22 protein-coding genes are annotated in these 22769 nt (G+C 31.8%); 7 read left to right on the plus strand and 15 right to left on the minus strand.

What is annotated here, in order from left to right; genetic code table 11:
• Positions 1-485: 485 nt before the first annotated feature.
• The 5 genes from IRZ99_RS06015 to IRZ99_RS06035 all read right to left on the minus strand — a co-directional run bounded on the left by IRZ99_RS06015 (position 486) and on the right by IRZ99_RS06035 (position 6036).
• On the minus strand, positions 486-713 hold the full coding sequence (locus IRZ99_RS06015) for an AtpZ/AtpI family protein (RefSeq protein ID WP_194656393.1): 228 nt from the start codon (positions 711-713) through the stop codon (positions 486-488).
• The gene (locus IRZ99_RS06020) at positions 679-1089 is read right to left on the minus strand and encodes a polymer-forming cytoskeletal protein (protein ID WP_194656394.1); all 411 of its coding nucleotides are present in this window, start codon (positions 1087-1089) and stop codon (positions 679-681) included. Before IRZ99_RS06020 ends, IRZ99_RS06015 begins: the two co-directional genes overlap by 35 nt.
• Before the next feature lie 3 nt (positions 1090-1092).
• Entirely contained in the window at positions 1093-3624 is a 2532-nt protein-coding gene (locus IRZ99_RS06025; RefSeq protein WP_370527655.1) for a tetratricopeptide repeat protein, read from the minus strand.
• A 172-nt stretch (positions 3625-3796) separates the two neighbouring features.
• Positions 3797-4492 (minus strand): ABC transporter ATP-binding protein, encoded by a 696-nt coding sequence (locus tag IRZ99_RS06030; protein WP_194656396.1) that lies wholly within the window; start codon positions 4490-4492, stop codon positions 3797-3799.
• An 83-nt stretch (positions 4493-4575) separates the two neighbouring features.
• On the minus strand, positions 4576-6036 hold the full coding sequence (locus IRZ99_RS06035; RefSeq protein WP_194656397.1) for a DUF5687 family protein: 1461 nt from the start codon (positions 6034-6036) through the stop codon (positions 4576-4578).
• A 128-nt stretch (positions 6037-6164) separates the two neighbouring features.
• Here IRZ99_RS06035 and IRZ99_RS06040 point away from each other — a divergent pair, with 128 nt between their 5' ends.
• Positions 6165-7217, plus strand: a complete 1053-nt coding sequence (locus IRZ99_RS06040) for a ferredoxin--NADP reductase (protein ID WP_194656398.1) — start codon at positions 6165-6167, stop codon at positions 7215-7217.
• Between the two features lie 264 nt (positions 7218-7481).
• On the plus strand, positions 7482-7880 hold the full coding sequence (locus tag IRZ99_RS06045; protein ID WP_194656399.1) for a hypothetical protein: 399 nt from the start codon (positions 7482-7484) through the stop codon (positions 7878-7880).
• A gap of 84 nt (positions 7881-7964) precedes the next feature.
• On the opposite strand, the gene IRZ99_RS06050 is transcribed toward IRZ99_RS06045, so the two are convergent.
• Both IRZ99_RS06050 and IRZ99_RS06055 read right to left on the minus strand, forming a co-directional pair.
• Positions 7965-8978 carry a glycosyltransferase family 9 protein gene (locus IRZ99_RS06050; protein ID WP_194656400.1) on the minus strand — a complete coding sequence of 338 codons (1014 nt, stop codon included), beginning with the start codon at positions 8976-8978 and terminating at the stop codon, positions 7965-7967.
• A 39-nt stretch (positions 8979-9017) separates the two neighbouring features.
• Positions 9018-9623, minus strand: coding sequence for a DUF4254 domain-containing protein (locus IRZ99_RS06055; RefSeq protein WP_194656401.1), 606 nt, complete (start codon positions 9621-9623; stop codon positions 9018-9020).
• Between the two features lie 111 nt (positions 9624-9734).
• Here IRZ99_RS06055 and upp point away from each other — a divergent pair, with 111 nt between their 5' ends.
• Positions 9735-10388 (plus strand): uracil phosphoribosyltransferase, encoded by a 654-nt coding sequence (gene upp / locus IRZ99_RS06060; protein WP_194656402.1) that lies wholly within the window; start codon positions 9735-9737, stop codon positions 10386-10388.
• Here the strand turns inward: upp and IRZ99_RS06065 are convergent.
• Complete coding sequence (locus IRZ99_RS06065) at positions 10383-11312, minus strand: DUF6427 family protein (protein ID WP_194656403.1); 930 nt, start codon at positions 11310-11312, stop codon at positions 10383-10385. The genes upp and IRZ99_RS06065 overlap by 6 nt on opposite strands.
• 141 nt (positions 11313-11453) lie before the next feature.
• On the opposite strand from IRZ99_RS06065, the gene IRZ99_RS06070 reads away from it, so the two are divergent.
• The gene (locus IRZ99_RS06070; protein WP_074660106.1) at positions 11454-11684 is read left to right on the plus strand and encodes a uracil phosphoribosyltransferase; all 231 of its coding nucleotides are present in this window, start codon (positions 11454-11456) and stop codon (positions 11682-11684) included.
• On the opposite strand, the gene purD is transcribed toward IRZ99_RS06070, so the two are convergent.
• Complete coding sequence (gene purD, locus IRZ99_RS06075) at positions 11676-12950, minus strand: phosphoribosylamine--glycine ligase (protein WP_194656404.1); 1275 nt, start codon at positions 12948-12950, stop codon at positions 11676-11678. The genes IRZ99_RS06070 and purD overlap by 9 nt on opposite strands.
• A 135-nt stretch (positions 12951-13085) precedes the next feature.
• On the opposite strand from purD, the gene IRZ99_RS06080 reads away from it, so the two are divergent.
• Positions 13086-14396 carry a phenylacetate--CoA ligase family protein gene (locus tag IRZ99_RS06080; protein ID WP_194656405.1) on the plus strand — a complete coding sequence of 437 codons (1311 nt, stop codon included), beginning with the start codon at positions 13086-13088 and terminating at the stop codon, positions 14394-14396.
• Positions 14397-14439: 43 nt separating this feature from the next.
• Positions 14440-14970 (plus strand): ORF6N domain-containing protein, encoded by a 531-nt coding sequence (locus IRZ99_RS06085; RefSeq protein WP_194656406.1) that lies wholly within the window; start codon positions 14440-14442, stop codon positions 14968-14970.
• Positions 14971-15044: 74 nt separating this feature from the next.
• Here the strand turns inward: IRZ99_RS06085 and IRZ99_RS06090 are convergent, their stop codons facing one another.
• Together IRZ99_RS06090 and IRZ99_RS06095 are read right to left on the minus strand one after the other, a co-directional pair.
• On the minus strand, positions 15045-15812 hold the full coding sequence (locus IRZ99_RS06090) for a glycosyltransferase family 2 protein (RefSeq protein WP_194656407.1): 768 nt from the start codon (positions 15810-15812) through the stop codon (positions 15045-15047).
• Between the two features lie 12 nt (positions 15813-15824).
• A complete protein-coding gene (locus tag IRZ99_RS06095) occupies positions 15825-16808 on the minus strand; it encodes a UDP-glucuronic acid decarboxylase family protein (RefSeq protein WP_194656408.1) in 984 nt (327 codons plus the stop codon).
• Between the two features lie 182 nt (positions 16809-16990).
• Here IRZ99_RS06095 and IRZ99_RS06100 point away from each other — a divergent pair, with 182 nt between their 5' ends.
• On the plus strand, positions 16991-18067 hold the full coding sequence (locus IRZ99_RS06100; RefSeq protein WP_194656409.1) for a glycosyltransferase: 1077 nt from the start codon (positions 16991-16993) through the stop codon (positions 18065-18067).
• Here the strand turns inward: IRZ99_RS06100 and IRZ99_RS06105 are convergent.
• Genes IRZ99_RS06105 through IRZ99_RS06120 form a run of 4 tightly spaced genes read right to left on the minus strand, consistent with a single transcriptional unit; the run spans position 18036 to position 22767 of the window.
• Positions 18036-19340: an O-antigen ligase gene (locus IRZ99_RS06105; RefSeq protein WP_194656410.1), complete on the minus strand. Its 1305-nt coding sequence runs from the start codon at positions 19338-19340 to the stop codon at positions 18036-18038. The genes IRZ99_RS06100 and IRZ99_RS06105 overlap by 32 nt on opposite strands.
• On the minus strand, positions 19312-20376 hold the full coding sequence (locus IRZ99_RS06110) for a hypothetical protein (RefSeq protein WP_194656411.1): 1065 nt from the start codon (positions 20374-20376) through the stop codon (positions 19312-19314). The genes IRZ99_RS06105 and IRZ99_RS06110 overlap by 29 nt, the downstream gene beginning before the upstream one ends.
• A complete protein-coding gene (locus IRZ99_RS06115) occupies positions 20376-21461 on the minus strand; it encodes a glycosyltransferase (protein ID WP_194656412.1) in 1086 nt (361 codons plus the stop codon). The genes IRZ99_RS06110 and IRZ99_RS06115 overlap by 1 nt, the downstream gene beginning before the upstream one ends.
• Before the next feature lies 1 nt (position 21462).
• Entirely contained in the window at positions 21463-22767 is a 1305-nt protein-coding gene (locus tag IRZ99_RS06120) for an MATE family efflux transporter (RefSeq protein ID WP_228519029.1), read from the minus strand.
• Between the last annotated feature and the right edge of the window lie 2 nt (positions 22768-22769).

Raw genomic sequence — 22769 nt, forward strand, 5'->3', positions numbered from 1 at the left:
AAATTATTTTTGAACCTTGTTTTACAGAATCGTTATTTTAACGCTTTTCATTTAATAATCGGATAGTTAAAAGCGTTTCAAATAACAAAAATAAAATAAATGTTATAAAAAAATTGATTTTCTCAATTGCCATGTTTGGAAGCTTATCTGTCAAAATCGGTCTTAAAACAAAATAGAAAAAAAACATTTGAATAAAAGTACCTCCCATGAAAAGCATTCCGATATTATCAAAATGACTTGTTTTAAACTTTAATAGTATCATGAAAAAAACAGCTGCAAAAGCAAAAAAAATCAAATACAACGATTCTATACTATAATGAAAATTTTGATTTGGGAGATCAAAAAAAATAAATACAGCTTTGTGCACTATATACGACGCTAAAGCAAAAAAGAATAAATGTAAAATTGTTTTGTCTTTAAAAAGCATTTTGAAATAATTTTATGCAAAGATGCAACATTTATTTAAAGCTCTTTTAAAAGACAAACTACTTTGTTTTATTGATTTCGTTTACCTGGCGAAATACATTATATAAAGCCAGAAAAACGCCAACCATGATTAATATCTTATTATAATAGATTTTTGGACTTGGATGATTTTCATCTAACCAGGTTCCTAAATAAGAAAACAAAAAAATAATAACGCCCATTTGAATGGGAATATTAATAAGTGCTATCCACTTATTCCTTTGGTTTTTGTTCGGCTCCTTTTCCATCTTTCAAAGTTACTTCTTTTGTATTTGCAAGCATCGAACATGTTGCAGTAAATTCTGCTCCTGGTTCTATAGACAATTTACCAACAAGTACTTCTCCATGAATATGGGCCGTAGCTTTTATATTAAGTACTTCCAAAACTTTTAGTTTTCCCTGAAACTCACCTTCAATATCAGCATTGTGGCAAATAATTTCTCCTTTTACAATTCCTGATGGTCCTATAACCAGTTTTCCCTGCGAAGTAAAATTACCTATCAATTCTCCATCCAATCTAAAATCGGCTTTAGAAACAATATCACCTATAATAGAAGTTCCTTCTACTATTCGATTTGTTTTACCTAATAATTCTGTGCCGCTTTTTTTTGCTTTTTCAAACATGGTTTATGGATTTTTGGGCGCTAGATATGTTTCCAGATTTTTTTTGATTTGAATCACTTTGTAATTATCGCTTGAAATAATAATTGCAGGCTGTGTGATTTTATACTTTTTATCGTCTCTAAAAACTCCTGAAAGATCTCTGGCATATGCCTCAGATTTTACTCCATGAATAACTACAAAACTTTGGGTTTTATTGTATTTATCTAATGACGTTGTTAATCTTTCATAATTTTCAACTAATAAAAATACTTTAATGGCTTCTTCAATTTTTTTAATTGTTTGAGAATCGTTATTAGCAACTAAATATAAAATTTTCCAGTTTTTTCCATCAACTGCCGTAAAATCAAGCTTTTCTAAACCTGGGATTTGTTTCTCTAAAATTTCACGGGCATTTTTACCTTCTTCACTGTTCGGATAATTATCTGCTACCGTTTCTAAGCCTTTTTTATAAGCAGCCAATCCTTTTACTTTTCCTAAAGTATTGGCTTTCAATAATTCATATTTAGAAACAATTTCATCTCCGGCATATTGATTAATCAAATTATCAATATTATCTAAAACAACATCAAATTGCTCTTCTTCATATAATTTATACCACTTTTTATATTCTTTATCAGGCGATGCCAAATCATTTGTATTGGTATTATTTAAAAGTTGGGCATATCTTGAAGTTGGATAATTTCCTATTATATCCGATTTTACTTTCTCTGCCTTAGCCGGATTTGTAATCTGATATATTTTGTACAAATTATACATCGACGGCAAAACCAATTTTTCTTCGGGATTATTTTTCAATAATTGTTCCAATTTGTCGCTCGCTAAATTGTATTCCTTGAATTTTTCTTTATAAATGAGACCCAGTTGGTAATAAGCAAAGTTTCGTTCTTTACCAATACTATCCATTACAACGGGACTTGTTGGAAGTTGTTTTTCGTAAAATGCCGTGGTATACTTCTCAACGACAACAGAATCCTGCAAAGCATTAAGAGAATCCTGACGCATACTTAAGGAATCTTGTAGAACAGGATTTACAATTGTTTTTGAAGAAGCCAAACGCCAGTTACCGGCTAAAGATCGATTTCCCCACATTTTTCTGAATTGCACTTTTCCGTATGCAACCGTTGTTGGATTGTAAAAATAGAAAGTACTTGCCTGGTCATTTGCTCCTGGAGGATTAAGTGCTCCTCCACCCGGCAAATCAGTAGGTACCGGTGCTTGTGGATTTACAGCGGTAGGTAAGTTCCCTGCATTTGAGTTACGTTCAATATTTGCCAATTTCTCCTCTTCTATTTTTTCTGCAATACGTTTTGCATCGTCTTTCTTTTTAAGCTCGGTAATATAATTTTCGAAATAGGATTTTCGCTCTGTTTCTGGTAAACCATACACCATTATAATACTGTCATTTCGTTTTGCAATTGCTTCGTATTTAATGACGTTGTCTAAGTTTTTTCGGTTTTTTTCAATAAAGGCAAACTCTCTGCTTTTTGGATCTAATTTTACTAATGTACTATCATAATATTTGGCAGCCATCGTATAATCTGTATTCTTAAAATACATGTTTCCAATGTTTCTGTAAGTCGAAGCTACCAAATAAGGGTCTTTAGATTTTCTTGCTAACGATTTGTTATAAAATTCAAGCGCATTCTCCTGTTCTTTATAGTTATCGAAAAAAACACCCATTTCGTAAAATAGAATATCGTAGTAGGGTCTGTTTTCACGATCATCGACTAATTTATTGTACGTTTCAATAAACATATCCTGATCGCCATTTTCATAATCAAACATCTGTGCTTTTTTCGCGTAAGCATGCATCATATATTTTCGATCGGCTTTGCGGTTCATGTCGATCACAGCATTATAAAAATAAATCGCACTGTCTCGTATTCCAATTTCCTGATACATTTGTCCCAAAATAAAACGATAACGCGCTTTGTCTTCGTTTATACGCGAAAAATTTTCAGCAATTCTAAGTTTCGCTACAGCACTATCCTTTTTCTCCAGATGTAAAAAAGCCTCGGCCAATAATGCATTCGCATCTGAAAAAGTTTGTTTATTCAAATCTGTATTTTTTAACAACAGATTAATGTTCTTTACTACAATAGCATCATTTCCTAAACGCATATTGGTTTTCTCTCGCCAGATTTTTGCCGTGTAAATATTACTGCTGTTTGGGTATTTATACAAGATATAGTTGAATGCCTCCAGAGCCGGAATAAAACGCTGATCATAGTATCTCGCTTTCCCAAGCATTAAATATGCCTCATCAATTTGCGTGTTTTTTTCTCTTCCGCCAATATTCATGGAGTGTTTCTGAATTGCTTTTGTTGCTTTTGTTTCCGCTAATTCAAAATCAGGGTTTTTAGCTTTTTCTTCTCCGGAATAATTTTCGTCAACCTGCATTTTTTCAATAGGCAGCATCTTCCAAAAATTATCCTGATCATTTGCCTGAATAGACTTCAAACCTTTATCAAGACCAATGCCTCCATTGTACAAAATATTATATTTTGTACTTAAAGCATGTGAATTTCTGGACAAAAACGTGTTTTTTTTGGTAGAACAAGCTATCAAAAAGAACAAAAACACGAACGGAAAACAATATTTTAGAGTATTCTTTTTCAATAGAAAAGAGTTTAAATCCATTAACTTCTAAAAAGGCTTTTTAGTATAATGACGTGTAAAAATACGCTTCTTTTTGAAATATAGAAACTTAAACGGCAAAAAACGATTCCAGCTCTTGTAAGGTTTCTCTTGAGGTCTGAATATCCTTGACAATTTCTCCTTTATTCAAGGCTACAATTCGGTCGCAAACCTCGACAGTATGCTGCAAATCATGGCTTGAAACTAAAACAGTAACATCTGGATTTTCTGCCAAATCTTTAATGATCTTTTTTAATCGGCTAACTGTTGTTGGATCTAAATTTGCAAAAGGTTCATCCAAAATTACAACTTCAGGATTACCGATAAGTGTGGCAATTATTCCCACCTTCTTCTGGTTTCCTTTCGATAAATCACGCAGGTATTTTTTGTTATTCAGAATCTCTCCATTAAAAAATTCTTCGTGTTGGGCTAACAATGCATCAATATCAGCTTTATTTTGATGACGTAAATCTCCGATAAAATAAAAATATTCCTCTGGAGTCAAATAACCAATAAGGAAACTTTCATCTAAAAATGAACCTGTAAAAGATTTCCAGTTTTCATTCGTATTCACCTGAATATCATTACTCGTAATATGTCCAGTCGAAGGCTGAATCAAATCTAATAGCAAACTGAAAAAAGTTGTTTTTCCCGCTCCGTTGTTCCCTACTAATCCAAAACTCTGTCCTTTTGGAATTTCAAGATTGTTAATATTTAAAACTGTTGTTCCGTTATATTTTTTTGAAAGTTGATTTACTTGTATCATGGTAATTTTAGATTTTAGATTGTTGATCTTAGATTTTCCAATAGAAATACATTCTCTAATTGGCACATTTTCAAATTGACTAATTAATTCTTTTGTTTGTAAGCGCTTATCGTACTGTATTTCTCAAGTTTATATCTTTTTTCAATAAGCGAAAAAACTTTTTCCTTAAAAATAAATCCTAAAACCCCAGCTCCGGCAACTAAAGCCAATGCAACAGTTTTATCAGCAAAATGAAGTCCAAGCCAATACAATAATAAGGGCAAAAATATCTTTGGTAATGAAAGCAGCATCGCGCTGGCATTAAATGCTTTTTTATCTCCAAAAGCCCCACCGGCATTGCTCAGGTCAATTGGCGTTTTGGTAAATGCACCGCCCAAAAGAACTAAATGAGAATTAACTCCGATATTATAAATTGCACCAACAACTATTGTTAAATATACTTCCCAACCATACAAGAGATAAAATGAAGCGATTATTGTTGATATAAAAGTCGCGATAACGATCAGCCACCATTTTGAAGTAATGTAACCGCGATACGGAATATTCTGTGTCATCATTAATTGGTAGTACGAACTATCCCAACTTGGTACAAATTGTCCGAAAACAAATAAAAACCCACCTGATACAAATATTCCCGCAAAAATATGCATTGCCTCTGGCTGATGTGTATTTCCAAAAAAGATCAATCCATAAAACAAAAAGACCACACTCATAACAATAGTCGTTTTAGATCTTTTATTTCTTCGGATTAATTTGATGTCATTTTTAAGAAACGTTCCCAGAGTTCCAAATTGATTTAACCAAACCAAATTTTCAGTTGTTGCGACATCTTCTTTTTTTGAAAGTCCAGCGTCCAAAAACAAATTTTTCTTAAAATACTTAAACGTAAATTGATACAATCCTACCAACACCAAAATTGGAATTAAAAATAATCCCTTTTGCGCATACAGTCCCTGAAAAAAAGGTGTTGTAAAAATGGTAATGTCAAATAATTTATAATATTGTGCCCCTCCTAAACCAATTGCAAGGCCAATAAAAACAACAAATAGTTTGTCGATATTACTTAGAATGATATTCAAAAAATTGTTGATATATATTAAAGAGAAAATAGCCAAAAGCCACATTATGATTCCAATAACATCATAACCTTCTAATACCATCACGATCGAAAAAGGTACAAAGAAGAGTGCGTGAACCCAGTTAAAAAAAGACAATGCTGTTTTTCCTAGCGAAAAGTGAACGATCGTTGGTTTTTTGAAAGGTAAAACCAATAATGGTTTGATGTTTAATACCGGAATTGACTGCATAAGTAAACGAATTACCAAATCAAACAGAAAATAATAAAGTAAAAATTTATTGATGGTTACTAAAGGCTCAAGGTTCATTTCTTTTAATATATAAAATGCTCCAACTCCCGCTCCAATAAAAATCAGCGAAAAATAAATCATTAAAAAACCTAGTAAAATTTTCATTGCCAGGTTTGCTCCAAATGAAGCCGATCTTGTAAAGGCTTTCCATTCGAGGTAAATAAACTTTTTAATCATGGTTAATTGGTTTTGAGTTTTGTAGTAAGAGATCAAATGTAAGAAAACGTTACAAAAAAAGTTAAAAATAATCGTTTAGTGTCTGTGAATTAACCGCCGTTTGCTACTTTTGCATAAAATATACAATCATGCCTTCATTCTTAAAACTGATAATTAAAGAGGTAAAACGTGAAACCAAAGATGCCGTTTCTGTACTTTTTAATGTTCCCGAGGAACTAAAACCAGACTATAAATTTATTGCGGGACAATATATAAATTTAAAACTAACACTTGACAATCAAGAGATTAGACGTGCTTATTCTATTTGCTCTGCACCAGAAAGCGGTGAATTGCGAATTGCTGTAAAAGCGGTTAAAAACGGTTTATTTTCTCAATTTGCCAATACAAAACTGAAAGCCGGAGATGTTCTTGAAGTAGGTCATCCTGAAGGAAAGTTTACCTTTGAACCGGATGCTGAAAGACAAAAAAATTATGCTGCTTTTGTTGCAGGAAGTGGAATTACTCCTGTACTTTCTATTATAAAATCGGTTTTAAAAAGTGAGCCAAAAAGTTCATTTGTATTGGTTTACGGAAATAGAACTCCGGAGGAAACTATTTTTCATCAGGAATTACACGATTTACAACTTAAATATGTTGGTCGTTTTTTCGTGCATTATGTATTTAGTCAGGCTAAAGCCGAAAATGCATTGTTTGGAAGAATTGAAAAATCGGCAGTGAATTTTGTTTTGAACAATAAACATAAAGAACTTCAATTTGACAAATTTTACTTGTGCGGACCAGAGGAAATGATCAATACCGTTTCTGGTATTTTGAAAGAGAAAAACGTAAAAGATTCGGCTATTAAGTTTGAACTTTTTACTTCTTCCTCTCAGGAACATGAAATAAAAACTTCGCTTGAAGGACATACAAAAATTACCGTTTTAGTTGATGATGACGAAGTTTCTTTCGAAATGTCTCAAAAACAAACTATTCTGGATGCAGCCTTAAAACAAGGAATTGACGCTCCTTATTCTTGCCAGGGCGGAATTTGTAGCAGCTGTTTGGCTCGTGTAACTTCTGGAACTGCAGAAATGACAAAAAACTCTATTTTAACAGATAAAGAAATTGCTTCAGGATTAATTTTAACCTGTCAGGCACATCCAACATCAGAATCTATTTATGTAGATTATGACGATGTGTAGAGGATAAGAAATTCCAATATTTTAAATTCCAAATACCAACTTAAAATTGGGATTTGGAATTTTTTTTTCAATAATTTTATACAGTTCGATAAGTATGTCTAAGTAATGTGCAAAAAACCGTATCAAATTTTATATATTTTTTAAAAATTATGCCTAAAATTTACTATATTAGTAGTGCGCTTAAAGCTGATACATCTCTTTTTTCTTATAGTAAATTTTGTAAAGCTATTTCTGATTGTCAACAAGTTTAAAACACTAAATATTATGGCAATGCATCACTACCTTCGTTTGTCTTTTATATTACTATTTGTAGTAACATCCTTTTTTTGTGTTTACTTTATAATTAAAAAAAGGAGAAACAAAAAAGGGCCTAAACTACTTTCGCAAGAAAAGTATAACGCATCAATGATTGATGGAATGACAGAAATATCAGTCTCTAACAATAGTGTTTTTAATATTTGGCCTTATATAAGTGAATTAAAAGCTGTCAAAATTTTATCGAATAAAGTTAAAGAATCAGATTTGATCCATAAAGTTTACAGAAATTCAACCAACGATTTTGAGCATATTTTACTGGCAACAGAAAAAGAAAATCGTTTTGTTAAAGTTGTAGTTGATATAAACAAAAAGAAACCAATGGGGTATCTATTTCTTGATTTATGAAAAAAATTAAATCTCAATAAAAAAATTCCAAATTCCAACTTTACAATTGGGATTTGGAATTTCTATTTTGGAATTTCTCTAAGATTATTTTGAGAACTGTTGTTCTATTTTAGCAATTACGTCTTTCGGAGAAATGCTTCTCATCGCATCTTCATAACCTTCAACTATTTTATTTCCGTAAACAGATGTTGGCAATTTTGGATATTGATTTCTGTCTGAAGTTAAAGCATCTTCTAAACTTTGATTGAATGGTAAAAATCCCGCGAACGGATGCGTTGCGCCCCAAAGCGTAATCACTTTTACGCCTAACATTGCAGCAATATGCGCATTTCCTGAGTCCATAGAAAGCATCACATCAAGATTGCTGATCAATTGCAATTCCTGTTGGAATTTAATTTTACCAGCCATATTTATTACATTCTCAAATGGTTTTGAGAGCGAATCTAATACTTCAATTTCTTTCTTTCCTCCACCAAAAAGCAATATTTTATTATTTGAATTTTGTGCCAAAGTTGAAATAACTTCCGTCATTAAATCGATTGGATATACTTTAGAATCGTATTGCGCAAAAGGTGCAATTCCGATCAATTTTTGATTTTGATTGCCAATGATTTCCAAAATAGCTGGATCTAATTTTGCCTTTTCAGGAAATTCAGGATTCGATAAATCTAATGGAAAACCGAGTTCTTCAAACACTTTGGCGTGTCTTTCAAACATGGTTGGCAATTGCTTAAAAATCTTATTTTCTGCACGGGTTAATTCTTTCTTTCCTTCTCTTCCTTTATCGACTGTTGCTCTTTTTTTTCCGCTTAAAGCGAAAAGTAAGCTCACAACCTTAGATCTTAAAACATTATGAAGATCTGCAAAAGCATCAATTTTGAATTTTTTGACATCTCTGTACAATCTCAAAAGCCCTGGAAAACCTTTATGTCTTTCTTTTTCATCAAAAGCAAAAAAGTCAAGATTTGGGATTCCGTCAAAAAAAGGTTTAAAAAACGGACGGGAAATTACCGTCAGTTTAATGTCAGGATATTGTTTTACAAAGGCGCGTAAAACAGGAACCGTCATGGCGACATCTCCCATTGCGGATAGTCTCATGACGGCTATATGCTTAATTTTATTGGACAATTCTGCCAATTATTTTTTATTTTGATATAAAACAGGATTCAAATCATCGTCGTTGTACATTTTCATTTGTTTGTACACCTTCATGAATTTATCACCATTTTCAATGTCAGTCAATAAATCTTCAATTGCTGTAGACAAATCACTTCTTTGCTCTAAAAGAATGTTTAATTTTTCCTGACATTTATCTCTGTGCTCTTGTGAAGCCTCTGCTCGAGTAGCTTCTTCATGCATATGATAGATCTTCAATGCTAAAATTGACAATCTGTCAAATGCCCAGGCTGGACTTTCAGAATTAATTTTTGCTCCGTCTTTTGCTTTTACAGTACTGTATTTTTGCAAAAAGTAGCTGTCGATATATTCAACCATATCCGTACGTTCCTGGTTAGAAGCATCGATTCTTCTTTTTAAAGTCAAAGCCGCAACCGGATCAATTTGTGGATCACGAATAATATCCTCAAAATGCCACTGAACTGTGTCAATCCAGTTTTTTAGATATAATAAATGCTCAAATTTGTCCTTTGGATAAGGATTATTTATTGGCTGATCAACATTATCAAACTGGTGATAATCTTTGATACTTTGTTCGAAAACAGAATAAGCTAATTTTGAAAACATGTCTTTAATTATTAGAGAGACAAAGATACTTTTTATACTTTTATAGTGTGAAAAAAACGGTTGTTTTTTCATTTTAGTATCGCAAATCATTGATAATTCTAAAAACTCCTCATGAAAATTCATTATATATCTGAAAATAATAGCGTATTAAACCACTTTTTAGGTCAAATCAGAAATGTAAATGTTCAGAACGACAGCATGCGTTTTAGAAGAAATATCGAACGTATTGGCGAAATTATGGCTTATGAATTAAGCAAAAATTTGTCTTATAAAGAAGTCGAAATTCAAACACCGCTTGGCATTAAAAAAACTACTGAAATAGATAGTGATTTGGTTTTGTGTTCCATTTTAAGAGCTGGGTTACCGCTTCATAATGGCTTTTTAAATTATTTTGATCATGCTGAAAACAGTTTTGTTTCGGCCTGCAGATATCATCCGAATAACGATCATGAATTTGAAATTAGAGTTGAATATCAAGCACTTTCAGACTTAAATGATAAAACAGTTTTACTTCTGGACCCAATGCTGGCAACTGGCCAATCTATTGTTGCCGTTCATGAAAAATTAGTTCAGAATGCGGTTCCAAAAGAAATTCATATTGTCGTAGTTATCGCTGCACCAGAAGGTGTTGCCCATCTTGAAAAGAGTCTTCCAGACAATTGCCATCTCTGGGTTGCTGCCTTAGACGAAAAATTAAACGAGAAAAACTACATTGTTCCAGGACTTGGTGATGCCGGTGATCTTGCTTATGGAAGTAAATTATAATTGAGAGAAAAACGTAAATAAACTACAGCACATAAGTACGTAAAATACGATTTCATTGTTTAGTTTTTGCTGCACATATTCAACATGACTTGCAGCCATAATGGTTAAAGGCGTAATGCTGAAAATCAATAAATCATTGCTTTTGTTAGGTGAAAGAATAAAAACAAAGACGGCAATAAAAAAACAAGCCACTACTTTTTTATACGATGTGTGTACAATTTGAGGTCTGTTTGATAATGTTGTCAACATCGAAACTACAAAAAATAAAGCTACCGCAACATATATTGAAAGTGCTCCATTTTCGTAATTGTTCTTAAAATAATCAATCCTTAAATCAATTACGGCTCGTTTTTCGAAAAATTCAATGACATTAAAATGAAAAATTAAAGAGACCAATAAAAAGATGATTGCGACCGCCAAGAGCGCTATAAAGGGTAAAACCCAGTTTCTATAATCTCTCGAAACATGAAAAACAATTGATATAAAAACCAAAATAAGGAAAAGAATACACCAAAATTGAAAGAGAGAAGCCACTAAAATCCAAAAAGAAGCATCAAATATTTTTTCTTTTGAGGCCTTTAATGACTGAAGTGAAATCAATCTTCGAAGGGCCAATAACAGAAAAAAGTTGGCGTAGATAACGTTTGGGTTATTAAATATCGTCGGGAAAAATAAGATAAATAATAAATAGAAAAATATCGCGTAACCATTGTCTTTACTGAGTCCGTTCTTTTTAACGATAAAGTTTATCAGAAAAAAAGAAGCTGAAATAAAGCATAATAAACTTATTTTTTGAAACGCCAAAAAATAAGAACTCATCCATGAAGGTTCCTGAATTTGAAAGAGAAAAAAGAAAACCAGTATTAAAATTACAACCAAAGAATAATTTAATGGTGTAGATTTTTTAAAAACACTTGTTATCATAAGGATATTTTATACTTTTGTGATTGTAAATATAATACTTGTTTAAAAGGAAAAACCCAACAAGTTGAAAAAAGATTCTATTACCTGAATTTTGTCTTCAATGCGTTACAAAACAATAAATAACATATAATTTTTTAAATTATGACAGCTTTTTTCGAAGGAATACAATACTTATTCGTTAACATTTTGTTTGCTCCTCTTGACTTTTTACGTCGTTTGGAACTAGTTAGCTGGTTTGCTGCAAGCACAATTAACTGGATTTTTATGATCATCTGCGCATGCGCAATCGGTTATTGGATTAAACAATTACGCATATTTGATGACGCCGGAACAGAAAACCAAGATACTACAGCTCACTCTTTCTTAAAGTAAGTCGAAGCCGATATCTTTTCTAAAATACATCTTATCAAAATTTAGTTTATCTATGTTTTGGTAAGATTTTTTTATGGCCTGTTGGAAATCGTCTCCGTATGATGTTACTGTTAATACACGTCCTCCATTACTAACGACATTTTCGTTATCTAATTTTGTTCCTGCGTGAAAAACTATAGAATCTGTAATATTTTCTAATCCTGTAATTACTTTTCCTTTTTCAAAATCTTCAGGATATCCACCAGAAACTACCATAATTGTAGTCGCACTTCTTGGATCAACTTCTAATTCGAAAGTGTCTAACTTTTGATCTGCAACAGACTGAAACAATGCTACTAAATCAGATTTTAATCTTGGCACCACAACCTCAGTTTCCGGATCACCCATTCTTACGTTGTATTCAATAACAATTGGTTCGTTTTTTACATTGATCAAGCCAATGAAAACAAATCCTTTATATTCGATTCCGTCTTTCTGAAAACCTTCAATTGTTGGTTTAACGATACGGGTTTCGATTTTTTCCATCAAAACAGCATCAACATAAGGAACTGGAGAAACTGCTCCCATTCCGCCTGTGTTTAATCCTGTATCGCCTTCGCCAATTCTTTTATAATCTTTTGCTGTTGGAAGGATTTTATAACTTTTTCCGTCTGTCAAAACAAAACAGCTTAATTCTATTCCGTCCAAAAATTCTTCGATAACCACTTTTGAACTTGCTGCTCCAAATTTTTCATGAACCAGCATGTTTCTTAATTCCGTTTTTGCTTCTTCAAGATCTTGAATAATTAAAACTCCTTTTCCAGCTGCTAAACCATCTGCTTTTAAAACGTATGGAGGTTGTAAAGTTTCTAAGAAAGCACATCCTTTTTCTACTGTTTCGGCAGTAAAACTATCGTAAGCCGCTGTTGGAATATTGTGTTTCATCAAGAATTCTTTAGCGAATTCTTTACTTCCTTCTAATTGAGCACCTAATTTTGATGGTCCAATTACTGGAATATGATTTAAACTTTCGTCGTTTTTAAAATAATCGTAAATACCTTTTACCAACGGATCTTCAGGTCCAACGACTACCATTTTTACATTTTCTTTTAGTACAAATGCTTTTATGGCATCAAAATCGGTTGGAGACATTGCAACGTTTGTAGCAATTCCAGCCGTTCCCGCATTTCCTGGTGCAACAAAAAGTTTTTCGCAAAGCGGACTCTGAATCATTTTCCACGCAAAAGCATGCTCTCTTCCGCCTGATCCCAATAATAAAATTGTCATGGTATAGTTGTATTTAGTTGTGGTGCAAAAATAATTGCTTTTACACGTAAAAAATAATTAAATCTTAAAAAGTTCGTGATTCTTCTCTGTTAGTAGTTGGATAATATTATTTTTGATGAAAATTAATCCCCAAAAATGATTTCTCTTTTCGATATTTCGCTTCAACTAAATGGTTTTCCGATAAAGAAAGCCAAAGCTGAATTGGATCGAATTGTGAATTTATCTGCAGAAGATTATGCGGTTTTCCTTCAAAATAAAAAAGAAGAAATTGTTGCTTTTCATTTACAAAACAACGCCTTTTATGGGGAATTAGTTGGAAATAAAAATATTCCAAGATGGGAAGATTTACCTATTCTGAATAAACAAAATCTACAAAAGCCTCTTGAAGAAAGGCTTTCTAAAGGATATTCTAAAAAAGATGTTTACCTCAACAAAACATCTGGATCCAGCGGAACTCCTTTTGTTTTTGCCAAAGACAAATATTCGCATGCTTTAACCTGGGCTTCGAATATTATGCGTTTCGGATGGTTTAACATCGATTTTAATCTTTCGTATCAGGCTCGTTTTTACGGTATTCCGATGGATTTTATTGGCTATCAAAAAGAGCGTTTTAAGGATTTTTTGAGTCGGCGTTTTCGTTTTCCGGTTTTCGATTTATCCGATGAAGTTTTAGAAAAATTTCTGCAGAAATTCAAAACAAAAAAATTCGATTACCTCAACGGTTATACCAGTTCGATTGTTTTGTTTGCCAAATATTTAGAACAAAAAAATATCATTCTAAAAGAAATTTGTCCGACATTAAAAGCATGTTTTGTTACTTCGGAAATGCTTTTTGAATCGGATAAAAAACTTTTGGAAAAACAATTCGGTATTCCGATCATCAACGAATACGGCGCTTCAGAATTGGATTTAATTGCTTTTGAAAATCCAGAAGGTGAATGGCAAGTGAATGCCGAAACACTTTTTGTAGAAATTTTAGATGAAAATAATAAAGTGCTCCCTTACGGAGAAGAAGGCCGAATTGTAATTACTTCTTTATTCAATAAAGCAAATCCTTTTATAAGATATGAAATTGGCGACATCGGAATTTTAGATGAAAAAAGTACACCACAAAAACCAATTCTAAAGAAATTAATTGGAAGAACAAACGACGTTGCGATTTTGCCAAGCGGAAAAAAATCGCCAGGATTGACTTTCTATTACGTAACTAAAAGTATTATTGAAGACGATGGAAACGTCAAAGAATTTATCATCAAACAAACTCAATTGGATACTTTTGAAATTGAATATGTTTCTGAAAAAGAATTGAATGCAGAACAAATTCAAAAAATAGAAGAAGCAATTTCTTTATATCTGGAACCTAATTTAAACTTCACTTTTACCCAAAAAAAAGTTTTAGAAAGAACCAATCGAGGAAAATTAAAGCAATTCAAATCTTACCTATAATATAAATAAAATCTTACATTTGTTTTTTTGCTAATAAAAACTTATGGACGATCAATCTTTGCTCTCAGAAGAAACAATTTCAAATAAAATATATTTTATCCGTAATCAAAAAGTGATGCTAGATAGTGATTTGGCATCTCTTTATGAAGTAGAAACTAAGAGGTTAAATGAACAAGTAAAAAGAAATTTATCTCGTTTTCCTGAAGATTTTATGTTTCAACTAACTGAAAATGAAAGTATTTCTTTAAGGTCGCAAATTGCGACCTTAAAGAAAGGAAGAGGTCTCCACCAAAAATATTTACCTTTTGCTTTCACTGAGCATGGTATTTTGATGTTGTCAAGTGTATTAAAAAGCGACAAAGCTATTCAAACCAATATTCAAATTATGCGCATTTTCACGAAAGTGAGACAAATGCTTCTGGATACAACAGAAATTAAAGTTGATATTTTACAGATTCAGAAGAAGTTAGAGAATCATGACAAAAATATTGAATTGGTTTTTTCTTATTTAGATGAACTAACAGAGAAAAAAGAAAACGAAAGTGAAAGAGTTAAAATTGGATATAAAAAATAATTGAAGGTCGCAAATTGCGACCTCCAATTTTAAGCACGATTCTTCAAGGTCACAATTTGTGATCTTGAAAAACACTAAATCTTCTTTATGTATCTGGGTTTGATAATCAACTGTGTGAATAAAAATCGCACCATCAGCATAACAGAAAACACAAAATTAAATCCGTGGAATTCTCTGTAAACACCAAAGTTATGTTTAATCAATTTGAATTTTGATGACGAAATAGAATCTTTTCTTATTCTGTAAAAAGCTAAAGGTTCAGGAACTGGTTTTGTAACCTGAATTTGTTTTAAAATCGTGAGCCACAAACGCCAATCTTGTCTCTTTTGAGTGGCTTCAATTACAATTTTACCAAAATAATCTGCGTCGTAAATGGCGGTTAAATTGCCAACGTAATTGCAAAAAAACAGTTCGTCGTAAGTTAGATTAACTGGTGCTTCTACTCTTCTGTTTAAAGAATTTCCTTCTTCATCAATACAATCGTAAAAACTGAAAGTAAAATGCAAATTATTCTCTTTTAGAAACTGAATCTGCTTTTCTAATTTATTCGGAAACCACAAATCATCGGCGTCTAAATAAGCAATATATTTTCCGACTGCTTTCTCTAAAGCTATATTTCGTGCAAAACCGTTTCCTGAATTTTTTTCTAATTTAAACAGTTTTATTCTACTGTCTTTTTCGGCAAAATCCTGAATAATTTTTACAGTTTCATCCGTTGAAGCGTCATCAACCAAAATCATTTCCCAATTTTGGTACGTTTGATTTTGAACTGATTCTATCGTTGCCCGAATGAACTTTTCAGCATTGTAAGTTGGCGTTATAATAGAAACTAATTCACTCATTAACGCTCGAAATTATTTTATATAACTTGAAAAGTCTTTATGTTCTTCCTTGGAAAGTTCTTCTTTAGAAAGCGATCTGAAATAATCATAAGTAATTTTCATTCCTTCAGAACGGCTTACTTTTGCTTCCCATCCTAATAATTCTTTCGCTTTTGTAGTGTCTGGCTGACGTTGTAAAGGATCATTTATTGGTAATGGATGATACACTACTTTTTGATTAGTTCCAGTCAATTTGATGATTTCTTCAGCAAAATCCTTAATAGTGATTTCGTCCGGATTTCCAATATTTACAGGATAAACATAATCTGAATGTAATAATCTGAAAATACCTTCTACCTGATCGTCTACGTAACAGAAAGAACGTGTCTGCATTCCATCTCCGAAAATGGTTAAATCTTCTCCACGCAAAGCCTGACCAATAAAAGCCGGAATTACACGTCCGTCATTTAATCGCATTCTTGGTCCATACGTATTAAAAATACGCACGATTCTGGTTTCTACACCATGAAAAGTATGGTACGCCATAGTGATCGATTCCTGAAAACGTTTGGCTTCGTCGTAAACACCGCGAGGGCCAATCGTATTTACGTTTCCGTAGTATTCTTCCGTTTGAGGATGAACCAACGGATCTCCATAAACTTCCGAAGTTGATGCAATTAAAATTCTTGCTTTTTTGACACGGGCCAATCCTAATAAATTATGCGTTCCTAACGATCCCACTTTTAAAGTCTGGATCGGAATTTTTAAATAATCAATTGGGCTAGCTGGTGAAGCAAAATGCAAAATATAATCTAAATCACCAGGAACGTGAACAAACTTGGTGATATCATGATGATAAAATTCGAAATTTTCTAACTTAAATAAGTGCTCAATATTTTTAAGATCTCCCGTAATCAGGTTGTCCATTCCAATAACAAAATAGCCTTCTTTAATAAATCGGTCACACAAATGCGACCCTAAAAATCCTGCTGCTCCGGTAATAAGTATTCTTTTCATAATTGATTTAATTGGACTTTTTCAAGTTTTATTATTAAGTAAAACCTAAGATAGAGGCACAAATGTAATAAAATATCTGTCCTTTAAATTAGACTTGAAATCATATCTTAAAAGAAGTTTCTCGTTTTTAGATAATTTGTAAACACATTTATCTATTTTTACCCGTAATAAAATCCCCTGTTTTGAAAGTTGTACACATTATAGAAGCTCTGGGCGGCGGCGTTTATACTTATTTTCGTGATTTATCGACTTACTTTGGCGATACTGAAATAAACAAAAACACAGAAACCACTATTATTTATAGTGGCAATCGAAAAGAAATCGATCCGGGTAAAATAAAATCTGAATTTTCAGATGGAGTTAACTTAACTGAGATTCCTATGGTTCGGGAGTTTTCTCCTGTTCAGGATTTAAAAGCGGTTATCAATTTAATTAAGGAACTTCGAAAAATTAATCCCGATGTTGTTCATCTTCACTCCTCAAAAGCAGGTATTTTGGGTCGGATTGCTTATTTTTTTTTATTCAAAAAAACAAAACTCTTTTACACGCCACACGGTTATTCCTTTTTACGAACTGATATTTCAAACACGACCTCCAATTTATATTGGCGAATTGAGAAAACCTTTCAATGGCTTTTTGGCGGAACAACTATTGCCTGTGGTGATACTGAACTTGAAATTGCCAAAAAAATTGGCGATGCAAAATTAATCCGAAACGGAATCGATATTGATAATATCCGTGAACATTTTACACTTCATCAAAACGAAAAATTAACGATTGGCATAATGGCCAGAATTACAGCTGCAAGAAATCCTGAAATGTTAAATCAAATAGCTTTACAGTTTCCGGATTTCAATTTTGTCTGGATTGGTGATGGTGAATTAAGACCTTTAATTACAGCTCCAAACATCAGAATTACAGGATGGATTTTAGATCGGAAAACGGTTTTACAAGAACTGAATAACATTGATATTTACATGCAAATATCTCTTTGGGAAGGGCTTCCAATTGCTGTTCTTGAAGCGATGGCAATGCAAAAACCAGTAATAGCAACTAACATTATTGGAAATAAAGATGCTGTTGTACATGATAAAACAGGCTTTCTTTTTACTGATATAAGCGAATTAGAACGATTTTTTGAAATCTTAAAAGATCCTAAAACAAGAGCTTCTTTTGGAGAAAATGCATTGTTAAGATGTCATGATTTATTCGACAAAAATAAAAACTTTAGACAATTACTGGCTCTTTATCAGGAATAACATTTTTCTGTAGCCAATAGCTTCCGAAAATAGAAAACCAAAATCCACTAAAGGCTATTCCGTCAAAACGGAGTAAAAAATCGTCAGTTAAATTGGATGTGAAAAAGATTAAGAAAAATGAAAATATCATCGCATTTTTTAAATCGTAACCCAAATAACCCATTGTGAAAATATAAAGAAGAACCACAAACGGCCCCAGAATTCCAAATTTCAATAAAAAATCAAGAAATTGATTGTGTGTTGGAAATTCATATTTAGCTAAAAATTGCTGATTCGTTGCTTTATAATATTTGTTTAACTCCGGTTTTCCATCAGAAGCACCAACTCCAAAAGGAAGATTTTTTAAAGACAATTCCCAAGCCGATTTCCAGATCGAAACCCTTGTTACCAACGAATTAAAAACCTTTATTTCAGGATGATCAATTTCATCTAATTTCCCTACTTTATCCATATATGCAAATGTTGTTGTCGAATACTTTTCCTTCATATATGGATCTTTCTGAACGAAGAAAAATATAATTCCCATTACCACAACAACAACTGTAATTGCAGTAAAAACAATCTTTTTTGTATTGAATTTTGAGCTTATTTCAAAAAATAAAACAATAACATATCCTGCCAAAACATTCATTAATGCCATTCTTGTATTTACAAAAAGAACAAAGAAAAAAGAGAGTAGAAAAACAATCACGCTTGCTATTTTAAATAGTATTTTTTGATGATTTTTGAAACTATCAAAAACAAAATAAAGCGCACACACCGACACAAAAGCCAGATGCATATTCAATGCCGGAGCATGAATTCCAATACTATTTGCAAACTGATATCCCATTTCCCATAAATGAATTCCGTTTAGGTATTTATTCATCAATTCAGCATCTATTATATTAAATCTGATAAAGAAAAACAACATGATTAAAGTTGTCGCAATCACATAAGTCTGCACTAATTTTTGAAAATTTACACGATGATAATTTCCGATAATAAACAAAGGGAAAATCAATAATGAAGTACTTTTTTCAATTGCTTTTAGTCCTTTTGCAAAAGAATCATTGTTCCAAAACAGTAATAACTCCAGTAAAACTGGAGAAGCAATACACGCGATTAAAATCAATGCTGTTTTAGTAAATTTTAATTTTTTTACGAAAATCAAATTAAATGCGGCAAACAATATAATCAGCACTGAACATGGTTTTCTAAAAATCATCGCAACTCCGATCAAACATAGAAAAACATGAAATATTTTATTGAAGTTCTTTTCGGAAATATTCATAATATAATGCAAAATAGATTAAAGGAAAAACACCAATTTTATGTTTTATTGCCGAACCTAAGTCGGGTTCAAAAACTCCCTGCAGGATAAAAAATGAAAACAAAATGAACATAATTAAAAGTTCATAATTGTATTTTTTTCTTTCTTTTAAACATTTAGAAAAACGAACCAGTAAGATATAAAACAGCAAAAGTTGCCAAATTATAAAAACTAAAATTTGAGGTGAAAGTATATGTTTCAAACCATTTACAGGAACGTTCACCGTAAAAAAACCGTAAAAAATAGCGACAATTTCTCCATACCAAGTATCCGGTTTTAATGGCGGTACAATCATTGAATTTGCATCTGCCGCCCCAATTCGGGCTTTATTCACTAACTCACGACTCATTTCAGAAAAATATTCTCCTTTTACTATTCCATAGCTTAATGACAAAAAAAAGGCAATTAATAAACCGTAAAAAAGAGTCGTTAGCGTCTTATTCTTAAAATTAATTAAACTAATCAAATACATCCCGCCAGTTATTACCGGAATCAAAGCAAAATAAGGCCTATATAAGGCACCAAATAAAACTAACAACAATACCGATATTATTATGGTTTTTTTAAACGAGAATCGCTTACTTCTACACATAAACACTATTGGCGCAACATATAAAAAAGTGATAAATTCTTTTGAGGGCATTGCTATGAAAACAGCAATCATAAAAATTCCTAAATACACTAAAAGATTTTTTATGTTGACTTTTTCAAAATTATCAGGAATTCCAATTCTATATAAAATATATATTAAAATTGGAAATTGCAAAAGTGCGATTATTGGAAAAGGTAAATAGCGTAAACCCGAGATTTTATAAAATAAGATAGTCAACGGATAACTTCCGAAATAACCTATCTCACCAAATTTATCATAAATTATAATTGCTGAATCGTAAAAAAATCTTGGTGGTAAAATAAAAAACGACAAGAAAGCTACAGCTAAATTAGCTATCGCAATCAGCAGAAATGCCATTGTGCTTTTGTTTACCATTCTTTTCATTATTGAATTATTGTTTTGTACAAAACTATATGTTTATCAATCATATATTCTATGTCAAATTGTTTGGCTCTTGTTTGACAGGAGTTTACAATACTTTCATAAAAATCCTTATCCTCCATTAACTTCTTAACATGAAACGCAAGTTCTTCAGCATTTCCTTTTTCAAACAAAATACCGGCATCTTTAACAATGTCCATTCCGGAGACATTTGAAGCTACAAAAGGTTTTCCTGAAGCCATACTTTCAATCGCACTAAGACTTAATCCCTCGCCTTTTGAACTTAGAACAGAAATATCTGCAGCTTTTAAAAGTTGTGGTACATAAGTGCGGCTTCCTAAAAAAAACACTCTATTTACAACGTTAATTTTTTTTGCCAAATTTTCGCAATTTTCTCTAAATGGACCATTTCCAACAAAAATAAGCTTATAATTTTCAGTTAAATATTGCATTGCATTTATAACTGTTTCAGGATCTTTATGCTTATTAAAGCTTGCAATTTGTATTAATAAAATATCCTGGTCCTGAATTGATTCTGAAATTAGTTTTCTTTCATAAGGTTTGGCATTATAAATGTTTTGTAGCTTAACTCCATTTTGAATTAAGACAAGCTGAGATTTTGGATTTCTTAAATGTTTGTTCCGAATTTGATAAACCTCTTCTGTAATGCAAACCACTTTATCATAAAATTTATAAATAAAGCGATCCAGAATACTTAAAAAAAAATTATTTATGCGCGGATTAGTCGCACTATGTTCTGTAACAACCAATTTTATTTTGGAAAAAGAAAAAATCTTAGCCAAAACAATCCAGTATTGTGATGGAAATAAATGAACGTGAGCAATATCGTATTTTCGTAAAAAGGGCATTATTCTAAAAATATGAAGCGGATTATATGCTTTTGACCCTATAGAATAAATGTTACAGCAATTGATGGTTTTTAATGCTTTTAAAAAAGGAAAATCCGTTCCGTTTAAGAGTAATAAATCGACCTGAATTCCTCTTTTATTATAAAGCGGAATTGAATCCAAAAGCAACTTTTCAGCGCCGCCGGTTTCCAGACAATTTATGACTTGAAGTATTTTCATTTTAATTCAAAAAAATCTTTATTTTATCCTTTTTATAAATATAGACTGCTACCACAAAATTCCAGAAAAGAGAAGCCGAAACAAACGCAATTGCAGCGCCAGTCATTCCGTATTCCGGAATTAAAAATCGGTTTAAAACAAAATTAAGAACAACAGCAATAATTAAAATCATCTGAAAAGTGTGCTGTCTTCCGGTCATATTCAAATAAATCGGAGCAGAACCAAATGCAGAACAAATTCCCTGACCAATAATTAAAATGAGAAAAGCTTCTTTAGCCGCTATATATTGATGCCCAAAAAAAGACAAAATATGTTCAGAAAAAACACTGATTAAAACAATTACAGGAAATGTAATTCCGAAAATCAAACGAGCACAGTTTCTTACTGTTTTTTTTAATTCTGCTTTATTCTGGCTTGCAAAATATTCTGAAATTTTAGCAGAGACCGTAATATTTATGGATAAAATTACCACCGAAATAATAGTCATCAATTTTACTCCAACTGAATAAAAAGCAACTGTTTCGTCATTTCGATATTTCTTTAGAAACATAATATCGAAACACATTAATAAAAATATAGCCATTCCGCTGATTGCGATTGGATATGATCTTAGAAAAACTTCTTTATGCGAAAAAACTTCACTTGGCTTTACTACTGATATTTTACCGAAATAATATAAAACTAATAATGAACTAATTAGGGCAAGAAACACAAATCCGATTAAAAAAACATCTACCAAATAAGTTTCCTTATGCCAATAAAATAAGGCAATAGAACCAATAATAAGCGGAATGTATTTAATGATATTTCTAAATAACTCTGCAATATATAATTTATCTACAGCTCTGATCACTTCAGTATTTAAAGTAGATAAACCGTAAAAAAACAAGGTTGCAGCTCCTTTTAAAAAAATGGAATAAACTTCAGAATCTGCAAAATAAGTATTGATTACTTTTTTATCTATCAATAATATAATAACCAGAGCGATAACCGAAGTTCCAAAAAGCATTGCAACCATTTTGACATATATGCTTTTTAACGCGTCTACAGCGTCCAAACTTGCCAATTTGCCCTTAAAATATAAAATAGACTGATCGAAACCCAACAAACAAATAGTTCCTACTGCTAAAAGAAAGGATCTTGCAAAATCATATTGTCCTACCAATTTCGGGCTATACGATTTTGTCAAAAATACTGTAAAACCAAATAACAATAGCGCTCCCGAAATTCTTAAAAACAAAGTCCCAAAACTTCGTCTTAAAAATGGATTTTGCAAAAGTCTTTCAAAAATAGAATTGGTTTTCAATT

The sequence above is a fragment of the Flavobacterium sp. LC2016-12 genome, from assembly GCF_015351595.1.
GTDB lineage: Bacteria > Bacteroidota > Bacteroidia > Flavobacteriales > Flavobacteriaceae > Flavobacterium.